At 58.8% G+C, this 11,755-nt stretch carries 12 protein-coding genes and 1 pseudogene; 6 read left to right on the forward strand and 7 right to left on the reverse strand.

Annotation, left to right across the window (positions count from 1 at the left end; translation table 11 throughout):
- Positions 1-36 precede the first annotated feature (36 nt).
- Positions 37-1,095: a diguanylate cyclase gene (locus ACP7E3_RS12570; protein ID WP_046382314.1), complete on the reverse strand. Its 1,059-nt coding sequence runs from the start codon at positions 1,093-1,095 to the stop codon at positions 37-39.
- Between the two features lie 191 nt (positions 1,096-1,286).
- Complete coding sequence (locus ACP7E3_RS12575) at positions 1,287-1,913, reverse strand: TetR/AcrR family transcriptional regulator (protein WP_108524462.1); 627 nt, start codon at positions 1,911-1,913, stop codon at positions 1,287-1,289.
- Between the two features lie 124 nt (positions 1,914-2,037).
- Between ACP7E3_RS12575 and ACP7E3_RS12580 the strand changes: the two genes are divergently transcribed.
- The 3 genes from ACP7E3_RS12580 to ACP7E3_RS12590 all read left to right on the forward strand — a co-directional run bounded on the left by ACP7E3_RS12580 (position 2,038) and on the right by ACP7E3_RS12590 (position 5,594).
- Positions 2,038-3,096 (forward strand): MBL fold metallo-hydrolase, encoded by a 1,059-nt coding sequence (locus ACP7E3_RS12580; protein WP_046382316.1) that lies wholly within the window; start codon positions 2,038-2,040, stop codon positions 3,094-3,096.
- A 198-nt stretch (positions 3,097-3,294) separates the two neighbouring features.
- On the forward strand, positions 3,295-3,948 hold the full coding sequence (locus tag ACP7E3_RS12585) for a hypothetical protein (RefSeq protein ID WP_201021462.1): 654 nt from the start codon (positions 3,295-3,297) through the stop codon (positions 3,946-3,948).
- A 140-nt stretch (positions 3,949-4,088) separates the two neighbouring features.
- Positions 4,089-5,594 carry an amidase family protein gene (locus ACP7E3_RS12590; protein WP_108524460.1) on the forward strand — a complete coding sequence of 502 codons (1,506 nt, stop codon included), beginning with the start codon at positions 4,089-4,091 and terminating at the stop codon, positions 5,592-5,594.
- 58 nt (positions 5,595-5,652) lie between these two features.
- On the opposite strand, the gene ACP7E3_RS12595 is transcribed toward ACP7E3_RS12590, so the two are convergent.
- From ACP7E3_RS12595 to ACP7E3_RS12610, 4 genes are all read right to left on the reverse strand, one after another.
- Positions 5,653-6,027: a helix-turn-helix transcriptional regulator gene (locus tag ACP7E3_RS12595; RefSeq protein ID WP_057004494.1), complete on the reverse strand. Its 375-nt coding sequence runs from the start codon at positions 6,025-6,027 to the stop codon at positions 5,653-5,655.
- A 157-nt stretch (positions 6,028-6,184) separates the two neighbouring features.
- The gene (locus ACP7E3_RS12600) at positions 6,185-7,138 is read right to left on the reverse strand and encodes a hypothetical protein (RefSeq protein ID WP_177032884.1); all 954 of its coding nucleotides are present in this window, start codon (positions 7,136-7,138) and stop codon (positions 6,185-6,187) included.
- 117 nt (positions 7,139-7,255) lie between these two features.
- A complete protein-coding gene (locus tag ACP7E3_RS12605; RefSeq protein WP_017847240.1) occupies positions 7,256-7,900 on the reverse strand; it encodes an HAD-IB family hydrolase in 645 nt (214 codons plus the stop codon).
- Between the two features lie 364 nt (positions 7,901-8,264).
- Complete coding sequence (locus tag ACP7E3_RS12610; RefSeq protein ID WP_046382319.1) at positions 8,265-9,191, reverse strand: LysR family transcriptional regulator; 927 nt, start codon at positions 9,189-9,191, stop codon at positions 8,265-8,267.
- A 305-nt stretch (positions 9,192-9,496) separates the two neighbouring features.
- Between ACP7E3_RS12610 and ACP7E3_RS12615 the strand changes: the two genes are divergently transcribed.
- From ACP7E3_RS12615 to ACP7E3_RS12625, 3 genes and pseudogenes are all read left to right on the forward strand, one after another.
- Complete coding sequence (locus ACP7E3_RS12615; protein WP_057004493.1) at positions 9,497-10,933, forward strand: NAD-dependent succinate-semialdehyde dehydrogenase; 1,437 nt, start codon at positions 9,497-9,499, stop codon at positions 10,931-10,933.
- Positions 10,934-10,945: 12 nt separating this feature from the next.
- A complete protein-coding gene (locus tag ACP7E3_RS12620) occupies positions 10,946-11,278 on the forward strand; it encodes a carboxymuconolactone decarboxylase family protein (protein ID WP_017847243.1) in 333 nt (110 codons plus the stop codon).
- 29 nt (positions 11,279-11,307) lie between these two features.
- Positions 11,308-11,448 (forward strand): annotated as a pseudogene (locus ACP7E3_RS12625) (zinc-binding dehydrogenase); the annotation flags it as partial.
- A 190-nt stretch (positions 11,449-11,638) separates the two neighbouring features.
- Here ACP7E3_RS12625 and ACP7E3_RS12630 read toward each other — a convergent pair.
- Positions 11,639-11,755 (reverse strand): hypothetical protein (locus ACP7E3_RS12630; protein ID WP_235369420.1); only part of this gene is annotated, 117 nt, incomplete at its 5' end.

Consider the following 11,755-nt stretch of genomic DNA (forward strand, 5'->3'; position numbering starts at 1 on the left):
CGACCTGGGGGGCCTACGAGATGCCGTATGACCGCCTCAGGCGGAATGGGCGACCGCGTAGTTACTCGCATTGACCCGGTTGCGCCCGGTGTCCTTGGCGGCGTACAGCGCGCGATCCGCCGCGTTCAGCCAGGTGGCGGCATCGGTGAAGATCCGTTGGAAATCGGCGAGGCCGATGCTCAGGCTCACGCGCAACTCGGGGATCTGCGGGTTGCGATAATTACTGAAGTTTTCGCGGATACGCTCCATCACCCGTGCTGCTTCTTCCAAGGGCATTTGCGGAAGAATCACACAGAACTCATCGCCCCCGTAGCGTCCGGCCAGATCGTTTTCGCGCAGGTTGCGCCGTATCTCCAGGCTCAGTTGGCGCAGTACGGCATCGCCGACGATATGGCCGTGAGTGTCATTGATTTGTTTGAAGTGATCGATATCGATCAGCGCGATGGTGGCGTGGCTTTGCTGTTGCCGGCACTTGTGGAACTTGAGGTGCAGCAGATCTTTCCAGGAACCGTGGTTGAGCAGGCCGGTGAGGCTGTCGGTGCGGCTCAGGGCGCTGAGGGCGCGTTTGTGTTCCGACAGTTTGATCGCCAACTCGTAGCAGACCATGCCGATGGCCATGGGGTACAACGTCAACATCGGCAGGCAGGTGTAGACCTGCAGCAGGCTGACGTCGGGGTTGAACCGCACGCCGAACAGCGCCCATGCCACCCCGATCCCCACCCCTTGCGCGAGCAAACCGCGCAGGAACAGGCGCTTGCCGCCGGCGGCGAAGTTGTTCATGGTCATCATCGAGAGGATGGTCACGGCCGTCAGCGGCGTGAACTGGGCAGCGGCGGCCCAGAAACCACCGCACAACGAGTCATACAAAATGTTGCGCTGTTCGGCGTGGTAGGGGAAGGGTGAGCGGATTGACAGTTGGTACGCCACATGTGCCCACGCCAACCCATTGAACAGCAGGAACGCCCACACCCAGCCCGGCATCGCGAGCGGGTACAAGCCGCCGATGACACTGATGCAGCCGATACCCAGGCCGATGATCCTTGGCTTGTAAATACGCCTGGCAAATGAAAGCCCTTTGCCTCGTCTGTTTTCCATAGATTCCCAGGTCAGCTCTTTTTCACAGATTCAGCCGCGCGCGTGTGCAGGGATAACCGTTGATCGGATAATGTGTGTGAATATTGTCGATTATTCATGTAGGAATAATCAGTGTCCTTCCAGGCCATTCGCGCAAAACAGAGGGCAAATAGGCCAAAAACGACCAGGTATGTCGCGTCTGCAACGGTCGTTTACTGCGGGCGGCGAGTATCGGCGTCGTAGCAGGCCAGAAACATATCGATTGCCGACTCGATCACGCGGGCTTGGTCGGCGGCGTCGAGGGTGGGTTGGCCGAGGGTGATCTGCGGCCAGAAGGCGAACGCCTTGAGCAGGCTTTGAATCTGGTGCGCGGCGAAGGCCGGGTCGGCACACGTGAGCCGGCCGTCTTCCTGGGCGGCGCGCACCCATTGAGTGAAACCTTCTTCGCGCATGCTCAAGCGGTTGACCATGTCCTGGGCGCGTTCCGGCGAGTGAATGGTGGCGGCGATGGCGACCCGGGCCAGGTCGAGGAAGTTAACGTCCGACATCATCTTCATCTTCGCTTCCAGCAACCCGCGCAGTTGTTCACGCAACGGGCGGTCGCCGGCGTAGCTCACGTCGAGTTGCGCGACGCTGCTGGCCCAGAGTTGGTTGAGAATTTCGGCGAACAACTCTTCTTTGCTGGGGAAGTGGTTGTACACCGTGCGCTTGGAAACGCCGGCGGTGGCGGCGATCCTGTCCATGCTGGTGACCTCGAACCCATTGACCCGAAACTCTGCGATGGCGGCGGCCAGGATGGCTTCGCGTTTGCGTTGGGTGAGGCGTTGAGGCGCAGTCATGAACAGTGATCGACTCTAAAAGGAAAATTACACTCGGTAGTTTACTTGCTCCGGGTTTTGTTGCAATCTTGAAACTACACTGTGCAGTGTAATTCCATGAGCGGTCCGTAGGAGTCACCTTGTAATGGCCACGATTTCAACCCGTCTCGATCCCTCGCCTGTGGTACGCAAAGCTGCTGAACAGGAGCAAGGCACCTTCAGTAACCATGCTGCCGTACAGCGCGCCGGCTTCGGCAGAACCTTGCGCATTTTCTGGAAGATGCTGTTTCACAAGCCGCGCAGCACGCGGCCGGTGGGGGAGATTCCGGTACATTCGCTGACCCGCGAACAGCTGTCGGCCGCCCCCGACCACAGTGTGTTCCGCCTGGGGCATTCCACCGTGCTGCTGAAAATGCGCGGCAAATTCTGGCTGACCGACCCGGTATTCGCCGAGCGCGCTTCGCCGTTCAGTTGGGCCGGCCCCAAGCGATTCCATGCCCCGCCGATCAGTCTCGAAGACCTGCCGCCGTTGGAAGCGGTGATTCTTTCCCACAACCATTACGACCATCTCGACCGCAAGGCCGTCATCCAACTGGCCGACAAGACCCGCTACTTCCTTGCGCCGCTGGGCGTCGGCGACATCCTGGTGAAGTGGGGTGTGGACGCCGGCCAAGTGCGGCAGTTGGATTGGTGGCAGGGCAGCGAAGTCGATGGCATTCATTTTGTCGCCACTCCCGCGCAGCATTTTTCCGGGCGTGGTTTGTTTGATAGCAACCAGACGCTGTGGTGTTCCTGGGTGATGATCGATGGCGCGCGTCGCGTATTTTTCAGCGGCGACACCGGTTATTTCGACGGTTTCAAACGCATCGGCGAACAGTACGGGCCGTTTGATCTGACGCTGATGGAAACCGGTGCTTACAACGTCGACTGGCCCCATGTACACATGCAACCGGAGCAAACCCTGCAGGCGCACATCGACCTCAAAGGTCGCTGGCTGCTGCCGATTCACAATGGCACCTTCGACCTGGCCTTCCATGCCTGGCACGAGCCTTTCGACCGTATCATGGCGTTGGCGTGGGAGCGTAACGTGTCGATTACCACACCGGCCATGGGGCAGGCGTTCAGTTTGAGCCAGCCCGCGCGAGGTGTCGCGTGGTGGTTGGAGGTGGAGGTTCAGAGCGGTAAGGAAGCGCTTGTGAACTGACGGTTGGGAAAAACGGAAAAAAAGGAATTTTCAAGGTGTTGCAGGCCTACGACAAACGCCAGATGAGAGTGCGATGATCTCGGGAAGGTCAATTTCCGGGAGTCGGCTCTGATGGACAATAAATGTGGGAAGTCTTTGCTATCGCCTATGTCTTGTCGGCGGGAAGCGTTTTTACCCCCCTCTGCGGAACCGGTTTGTTTGGCGCAGGCGCCCTCCAACGCTCACATCGAAACGGGGACCACGACGGCACTGGGTATCGGCTACGTCCCCGATGCACATCTTGGTGCCGGCGTTGTAATCCCTGGCTATAACGTGCCGGCCCTGCCTCTGAAACCTGTGCGCGACCCCGCGCTGTCATTGATCGCCTTGAGTGGTGTCGAGCCCACTGAATCGGGCAAGGTGGAAGCTGCCTTGGTGCAACACTCCAGCAATTGCGCCGTCCCCTACACGTTGGCGGGCACTCGCGTGGGGTTCGCCGACCGCCTTGTGCGTGGCAATGATCAGGAGCCGATTGAACACAGCGCATCCTTCCTGGAAGCGTTGGGCTTCCTGCGTCAGGCCGGTGCCCAACTGGTGGCGGTGCCAGCAGAGCGGGCTGATGACGGCCTGCGCTTCACCCTGCATTCGCGCAATGAAATCGATGAGCGTGTGAGTGAGTATCGGCTGGATGCGCTGGTGTCCGAGAGCCATAGCGCTGCATTCCATGCCGCGTGCTGGAGTGGCTACCCGAGCCTTGGTGAGCCGCTGGGGGACGGGGTGACGCTGTGGTTCTATGGCGCGCAGTGGTCGAAAGACTCGCTGAAGGTGCTGGTGCAGGGCTATCGCAACGCCCGTGGCCTGACTAATGGGTAGGCAAAGCTACCAACTGCGCTGAACAATCCCACGGTTTGAACAACCTGCGTCGCGCAGCCTGGAAGGAGGGGGGTTTTTAGACTGGTGTACGGATCAATGTGGGTCCTTCATCACTTCTTACGCCTTCCGGGAGGTGCTTCATGTTGGGTATTGGTTATGGCATGGGTGTGTTTGTTCACCAGGTGCAGCGAGTGCTGCCTGCGCAGTCTTCATCGGGGGCTTCAGCGCCGGTTCCCCCGGGAACGGAATACGCCAGTGTGCGTGAGCTCGGCGAGCAAATGGCCCGACCGGGTGGGCTCACTTCGGCGAATCTGGTCAGTTACCTGCAGGAGCGCATTCATAAGCTGGACCCCAAATTGAGTTCGATCATTGAACTGAACCCCGAGGCCTTGCAGATCGCCCGCGAGCTCGATCTGGAGCGCGCCAATGGCAAGGTGCGTGGCCCGCTGCATGGCATTCCCGTGTTACTCAAGGACACTATCGAGACGGGAGATACCCAGCAAACCAGCGCTGGCGCCTTTGGCTTGGTGGGCAGTGCGGCGCCCAAGGATGCCTTCATCGTCGAGCGCTTGCGCGAGCAGGGGGCCGTGATCCTGGGTAAAACCAACTTGACTGAACTGGCGGGCTTTCGCGGTGGCCCCGATGGTTCGAGTGGGCGGGGCGGGCAGACGCGTAACCCGCATCAAGCGGGCGCAGAGGTGGGTGGTTCGAGTTCGGGGTCGGCCGCCGCGGTCGCCGCAGGCTTCGCCCCCTTGGCGGTGGGCACCGAGACCAATGGCTCGATCATCGTGCCGGCGGCGTTCAACGGGGTGGTCGGTTTCAAGCCCGGCGTGGGTTTGTTGAGCCGCAGCGGCATCATTCCAGCCAGCCATCGGCAGGACACGCCGGGCCCGATGACGCGTTCGGTGTTTGATGCTGCGTTGATGCTTAACGCGATGTCGGGCAGGGACCCTCATGATGCCGCCAGTGTGGATGCGCCCCAAGGGATTGATTACACCGCGTTGCTCAAGCCCGGTGCGTTGCAGGACAAACGTATCGGCTATCCCGTGACCTTTTCCGCGAATGGCGAAAGCTTACCGGTGGACAACAGTCCGCAATTTCGCAAGACGCTTGAAGTGCTTCGCGCGCAAGGCGCGGTTCTGGTGCCGGTCGATATGCGCTTGGCCGACGCATCACGCTATGGCGAACTCTTGTACGCCGATGTGAAGGATGAATTGAACGACTACCTGGCCAAGCGCGAGGGGTTGCCGGTCAAGTCGGTGTCCGAGTTGATCGCATTCAATGAAAAGCGCGATGGCACCGACACCGATCACCAACCGACACTCAAGGAGATCAACGCGTCCACCCTCACAGCCGATGAGCGCCAGCCGTTATGGGACGCAATGATCGAGGATTTTCGTGGCACGGTGGATGAACTGATCACGCAGGAAAACCTCGACGTCATGGTGTCGGACTTTGATACGAACAGCTACTTCGCGGTTGCGGTGGCCGGCTACCCAGGGATCAGCGTGCCATCCGGGAAGAATGAGGACGGCGTGCCGACCAGTGCGTACTTCTTTGGTGCCCGTGGGTCTGAACCCACACTGCTTGCTGTGGGCCATGGCTATGAGCAGGCGGCACAGAAGGTCGCCAAGCCCAGCCTCTAAGCCGTCAGGCAATGTTCACACCCTGGCGTGGCCAACGTTGGGGTTCGCACTCAGCGCCTTACTGCGCCTGCGGGGTTGGTGAATCAATTGACGTCGCTGTTGAACCCATCAATCGAGACAGGATGTTTTGTGCAGCGGGTTCCGTTGCGGCGGCTCCCAACTTGCGCGCACGCATCCCCCAGCCAGGCGCAAACCCTGGGAAAAACGCCAACCCCTCGGCTTCCAGGCGAAACGCCAGGGTCAGGCGCACGTCGTCCTCCACGGTGCCCTGGGTTTCAAACCGTTGAATCGCATCCACCGTCACACCGGCCTGGCGCGACAGCTCTTCGCGGCTCCAGCCGAGCATGACGCGGGCCTGCACGCTGTGCTTGGCGGTGAATTGATGCAGGACGATCTGCTGTTCTACGAAAGAGCTCATTGCCAGAGAGGACATGGGGTGTCTCCAGGGTTCGACGGGGAGGACAAACTATACTGTGTTTTTGTACAGTTGTTTTGACCGCTCATCAACTGGAATGTTCTCCGGCGCCGACACCGTTCTATTTTGAGGCTTGCACGAGGGTATTCGTGTGCGAGGTCGGGCACGGTCTCGGCTAACCCGCCTCAGCCGCCGGCACTTCGCGAATAATCAAATGATCCAGATTCTCGATGTCGGCGCTGAACACCCCAAACGTCTGCTCGGGGTTTTTCTTGCTGGGCACCTGTCTAAGTGCCGGCGTCACCCCGTAAAAGAAGCAATATAACGGCCGTGCGCTGCTGGCCGCGGCCTTGATCTGCTCGAGGAACGCTGTGCGCTTGCGGTAATTCTCGATGAGTTTCTTGCTCAGGTAGACGTTGACCGAATAGGGCTTCTTGTCGAGCCATACCTTCTTTTCGAAGTCGATGCGAAAGCTGCTGGTGTAGTCCTTGATCGCTTTGATCCGGCCCCAGTAGATCAGGCCCTGATTGTCCTGCAGGTACTCGATCTTCTTGAAAAACGTCCAGTACGTCGCGGTATGGTCGCCGATCTTCAAGGGCATCGCCTTGAGCTTGTCCTTGTCGTCGAGGTTCGACACATAACATTCCACCGGGTGTGCGAACACGCTGGTTTTATCCGGGGTGGTGTCGTTGGCGCCGACAGACGCGCTGGTGCGGGTTGAAGGGGGCTTCGCCGGGGCTTGTGGGACTTGCCCGTCAGTGCCGGCCTGCGGGGTTTTACGCGGGTAGGTGCGGCGGGTCAGGACGAATTCCGATGGGAAGTGTTCCTCGCGCTCGTCCTCACTTTCGCCCGTGGCAGGCTTGTGGCTGCTGGCGTAACGGCAACCCTCGATGTGCCGGGTGCCTGGGGTGTTCTTGAAATGCGGGGTGCGTCGGTAGTTGACGTTTTTTGCGTTGAATGTGCTCAGCACATTGCCTGCGTCAAAGGCCGCGCGGCATGTTTCGTTGGGGCAGAGGAAACGGTCCGTGTCGGAGTCGTAGGCGTCGGTTTCGTCGAAATTCAACTCTCGCACGTCGTAGATCGACAGCTTGTCGTCGAGACTCAGGCTGTAGGCCGTGTCGAATTTCATGGGCTCGGGTCCGTGAGAGGTTTGGCTATTGATAGCCGGATATTACGCAGATGTCGCTAGGAAACCGCAACCTCGCGTATCCCAGCGAGGCTGCGATGGCATCCCCCACCGCCCCTATCAGCGCTGCAACCTGGCCTGCTGCTTCTTCCCATGAAAATGCCGAAAATGCGCGTCCTGCGCCGCCGCCAACAACTCCCGGTCCCCACGCGTATCGCCCCAGGCCCTGAGCCGATACTCCCCCAGGTCGCCATACACCGCTTCAAGCCGCAGCACCTTGTTCTCGCACCGGCAGTTGTTCCCGGTGAGCTTGCCGGTCAACACGCCGTCGACCACCTCAAGCTCGGTCCCGATCAACTTGATCCCAAGCCGATCGGCAAACGGCTGCAACACCAACGCCGGCGACGCCGAACACAACGTCACCACCGCCCCCGAGCCCAGCTCCTGCTCCACCGACAACACCCCCGCCGGCCGCATCAACCGCGCCCAACTGCGCTGGCAGTACTCCTCGGCCTTCTGCTGCACCCACGCCTTCTCCACCCCGGTCATAAAGGTGCGGATCAACTGCGCCTTCAACTCGTCCCGGCTGATCTGCCGCACCAGAAACCGCAGCCCAGGCACCGCCAGCTTGACCATCCGGCCATAGAACTCGCCGGCGCCAAAGGCAAACTTGAGGAAGGGCACGAAACTGTCGTGATGGGTCAGGGTGCCGTCGAAGTCAAAGACGGAAAGTACTTTGGCATCCACGGGGCCGGCTTCGAGCATATCTGGGTTCACGGGGTGGCCTCGGTCCTGGCTAGTATTGATTGAGAATGCATCAGCTGTGACCGCAAGAGTTTACTCCTGTATCAATCGGCCGATTGTCGAGTAGAGCCCGGCGGTGAATTCATCCCGGTCGTTCGAGCGGTGACAGTGCTGATAGCAATTGGCGGACAAGGCTACAGCATTGGTGATGCGATCCGAACCCTTCGTGATGGACTGCAAAAAATGGCAAAACAAACACTTCAAGTGGTATGACCGAACCTTAGCCCGCCTGATTGTCTTTAGCGTCTTCTGTTTCGAAATGCCTCGAAATGAGGAAGACACCCATCCTGATACTGCCTCCCCGTCGGGCCTTGGTTGGCGTCCTTCAAGCGATGAGCTCCTGAGCGGTCATCATCAGCTCAGTACCGACCCGATTTTTTAACGTATCGATGAATCGAGTAACTTTTGCATCGATGAACTGACGTGATGTGTAGACGGCGTAAACATTACGCTCGTAGGTATGGTACTCGGGCAAAACACGCACGAGCCGGCCTGAACGCAAGTCCTCAATGGCTGAAAAACCGGCCAGCAAACCTATGCCTGCTCCCTCTCGAATGGCGACTGCCATTGCGTCCATATCATTGACGCTGAAACTCGGGCCCTTGGGGGTAAATAGCGCATCCCCGGTCTTGCTCTTTAATTGCCATTCATCCCGCACATAATCGACGGTGCCCAACAGCAAACACTGATGATCGCTGAGATCTTCTGGCGTTACAGGGGCAGCGTGTTGCTCCAGATATGCTGGAGACGCCACCAGCACACAATGGCTGATGCCGATCTTTTGGCTGACATACGCTGAATCTGGCAGCGTTCGGGCAATCAGAATCGAGACGTCCAGTTGGTCTTCCAGGAGGTTAGGCATTCGCTGAGAAAGCATTAAGTCCACGGTGACATCGGGGAATTCCCGGCGGTAATCCAGCACGGCCGAAGTAACCAACTGCCGTGCTAGCCCCGGCACACAATGCACACGCAACGTCCCCCTGGGTTTCAACGCGGCGTTGCTCGCTTCGGCTTCTGCATTTTCAAGGTCTGCCAGAATTTTGGTACAGCGCTCATAAAAGCGCCGGCCAGCGTCTGTCACCGAAAGGCGGCGGGTCGAGCGCTGTAACAGGCGGGCGTCGAGCACGTTTTCAAGCGCGGAAACCGCACGCGAGACATTGCCGACCGTAGAGTCCAGATGGTTAGCCACCGCAGTAAAACTGCCCATCTCAACAACTTTGACGTACACGGACATGTTCGTAAGCTTATCCATCCAACTCTACCTGTCGATCTGATTGCAAACGTTCTTCACTGCAGAAGTCCCCACCCCAAAAAACAATCAAGCCTGGAACGACGAGCCAGGCTGTCATTGCCGCATGACGTGGGCGGTATTTGCAGATGCTACACGCTCCTGGCGGTGCTCGATATTACCTCCAGGCACAACAATGATTCCCTTCTGGTCGGCTAAATCAAACGGTTCGTACTCCATAGACTTGGTTGCACAGGGCACCTGAACACGGCAACCCAGGCGCTGAGTCTTGTACGAACTTGTTGATAAACCAACCGAAGGGCAACCTCATGAACACGTCTTACGACCCGCTTTATCTCTTTATCGGTGGTGAATGGATCAGTGCCGAAGGACGCGCGACCGCCGCTGTCGTCAACCCCGCAACCGCACGTGAGATCGGGCGTGTTCCACTCGCCACCGCAGGCGACCTCAATCACGCGCTCGAAGTGACTCAACAGAGCTTTGAACAATGGCGCCAGACCGTACCCGACAAGCGCGCAAAAATTCTCAAACGCGCTGCCGATCTCATCCTGGAACGGGCCCCACACATCGCCGAGCAAATGACGCTGGAAGAAGGCAAACCGCTTGCGGAAAGCCTGGATGAGGTCACGCGTGCGGCTGAGTACTTCGAGTGGTTTGCCGAAAGCGCGCGCCGTATCGATGGGCGTGTAGTTCCGGCCAATCGTCCCGGTGTGCTGCAAATGGTAAAACGCCAAGCCATCGGCCCTGTCGCTGCGTTCACGCCCTGGAATTTCCCGGCCATTACACCCGCCCGCAAGCTCTCGGCAGCCTTGGCCGCAGGTTGCAGTGTCATCCTCAAGCCAGGGGAAGAAAGCCCCTCCACCGCGCTGGCCCTGGCGCGTGCTCTCGACGATGCAGGATTGCCTAAAGGCGTGTTGCAAGTGGTCTTTGGTGTGCCGGACCAAGTTTCCAGCCACCTGATCGCTTCTCCCATCATTCGCAAGGTGACCTTTACCGGTTCGGTCCCCATCGGTCGGCTGCTATCCGCTCGTGCTGCCGAGGGCGTCAAGCCCATCACCCTTGAACTGGGAGGACACGGGCCGGTGCTGGTATTCGATGACGCAGAAATCGAAAAAGCAGCCGTCGAAGGCGTTGCCAATCGGTTCCGCGGGACTGGCCAAGTCTGCATCTCGTCAACGCGCTTTCTGATTCAGCGTGGCGTCTATGAAACGTTTGTTGAGCACTTTGTGACGGCCACCCTCGCGTTGAACATTGGCGATGGCCTGACGCCCGGCACCCAGGTTGGGCCGCTCGCCAATCCACGGCAGTTGGCCAAGATGGAAGAGCTGGTGGCAGATGCCGTTGCCAAAGGCGCACGCGTGTTGGCCGGTGGTAAACGCCTGGAATGCAGCGGCTACTTTTTTGAGCCCACCGTGTTGGCGGATGTGCCTATGCATGCCCGAGTCATGCATGAAGAACCGTTCGGGCCTATCGCCGTGCTGATGCCATTCGATCACTTGGCTGATGGTTTGAAGGAGGCCAATCGTCTGCCTTACGGGCTTTCAGCCTACGCGTTCACGTCGAGTGCTCGAACGGCCATTGACGTCGCTGACGGGTTAGAGGCCGGGATGATCGGGATCAACCAATACCGCATCGTCGCCACAGAGCTTCCCTTCGGCGGCATGAAAGAAAGCGGCCACGGTTCGGAAGGTGGCATTGAAGGCATCGAGCACTACCTCACCCACAAATTCATCAGCCAGGTTTAAGGAGACAGCATCATGTCCAATCTCAACTTCAGCAGTCCTCGTGAAGCGGCCCGGGCGTTTACCCCAAAGCTGTCGCAATTCGTTGATTCGACGCTGTATCCGCAGATCTGGAGCGATCCGGCATTGTCCCCACGCGACCGCAGTCTGATCACAGTGGCCGCATTGATTGCCGGTGGTCACTCTGAAGAGTTGCCCGCGCATCTGCGACGGGCGCTGAGCAACGGGGTGACCCATGACGAAATCGCCGCCGCGATCACTCACCTGGCGTTCTACGTAGGCTTTCCAGGCGCCATTACCGCCTCTGCTATCGCTAATGCCACGTTTACCGAACCGGAGAAAAACTGATCATGCATGCCGCGGCTATTCCCGAGGGCTTCGATGGCGCTGGAAGTTTGGAGCCGGTCGTCGACAGTACTTTCCCGCTGTCACACGCGGCCGATGCCCATCGCCGAATGGAGTCGTCTGAAAACGTTGGAAAAATCATCCTGACGATGCAGCCTGCGGACTTGGTTTAAGTGCGAGGGCCAAAGGGGGTGGCATAGAGGCTTCGTTGGCACAAATACGCGGGCACCGTCACCCTTGATGCTGGCGTTCTGATGGGGATTTGGCCGGATTACAGGTAATCCATCTGCTGTTCCAAATCACTGAGTTTTTTACAAAAAAAAGAGCTGCCAATGGGCAGCTCCTTTGTACCGTCCGTTAAAATCAATCCCAGCTCAACGCACCGCCAGTCTGGTACTCGATCACACGGGTCTCAAAGAAATTCTTCTCTTTCTTCAAGTCCATGATCTCGCTCATCCATGGGAACGGGTTAGTCGTCCC

The sequence above is a fragment of the Pseudomonas sp. PSPC2-3 genome, from assembly GCF_049898265.1.
In the GTDB taxonomy this organism is placed as follows: domain Bacteria; phylum Pseudomonadota; class Gammaproteobacteria; order Pseudomonadales; family Pseudomonadaceae; genus Aquipseudomonas; species Aquipseudomonas veronii.

What these genes read in the sequence shown, in the direction of transcription:
- ACP7E3_RS12615 (WP_057004493.1), top strand. Translation starts at nt 9,497, where the DNA reads ATGAACACGTCTTACGACCCGCTTTATCTCTTTATCGGTGGTGAATGG.
- ACP7E3_RS12570 (WP_046382314.1), bottom strand. Translation starts at nt 1,095, where the DNA reads ATGGAAAACAGACGAGGCAAAGGGCTTTCATTTGCCAGGCGTATTTAC.
- ACP7E3_RS12590 (WP_108524460.1), top strand. Translation starts at nt 4,089, where the DNA reads ATGTTGGGTATTGGTTATGGCATGGGTGTGTTTGTTCACCAGGTGCAG.
- ACP7E3_RS12610 (WP_046382319.1), bottom strand. Translation starts at nt 9,191, where the DNA reads ATGGATAAGCTTACGAACATGTCCGTGTACGTCAAAGTTGTTGAGATG.
- ACP7E3_RS12580 (WP_046382316.1), top strand. Translation starts at nt 2,038, where the DNA reads ATGGCCACGATTTCAACCCGTCTCGATCCCTCGCCTGTGGTACGCAAA.
- ACP7E3_RS12595 (WP_057004494.1), bottom strand. Translation starts at nt 6,027, where the DNA reads ATGTCCTCTCTGGCAATGAGCTCTTTCGTAGAACAGCAGATCGTCCTG.
- ACP7E3_RS12600 (WP_177032884.1), bottom strand. Translation starts at nt 7,138, where the DNA reads ATGAAATTCGACACGGCCTACAGCCTGAGTCTCGACGACAAGCTGTCG.
- ACP7E3_RS12620 (WP_017847243.1), top strand. Translation starts at nt 10,946, where the DNA reads ATGTCCAATCTCAACTTCAGCAGTCCTCGTGAAGCGGCCCGGGCGTTT.
- ACP7E3_RS12575 (WP_108524462.1), bottom strand. Translation starts at nt 1,913, where the DNA reads ATGACTGCGCCTCAACGCCTCACCCAACGCAAACGCGAAGCCATCCTG.
- ACP7E3_RS12605 (WP_017847240.1), bottom strand. Translation starts at nt 7,900, where the DNA reads ATGCTCGAAGCCGGCCCCGTGGATGCCAAAGTACTTTCCGTCTTTGAC.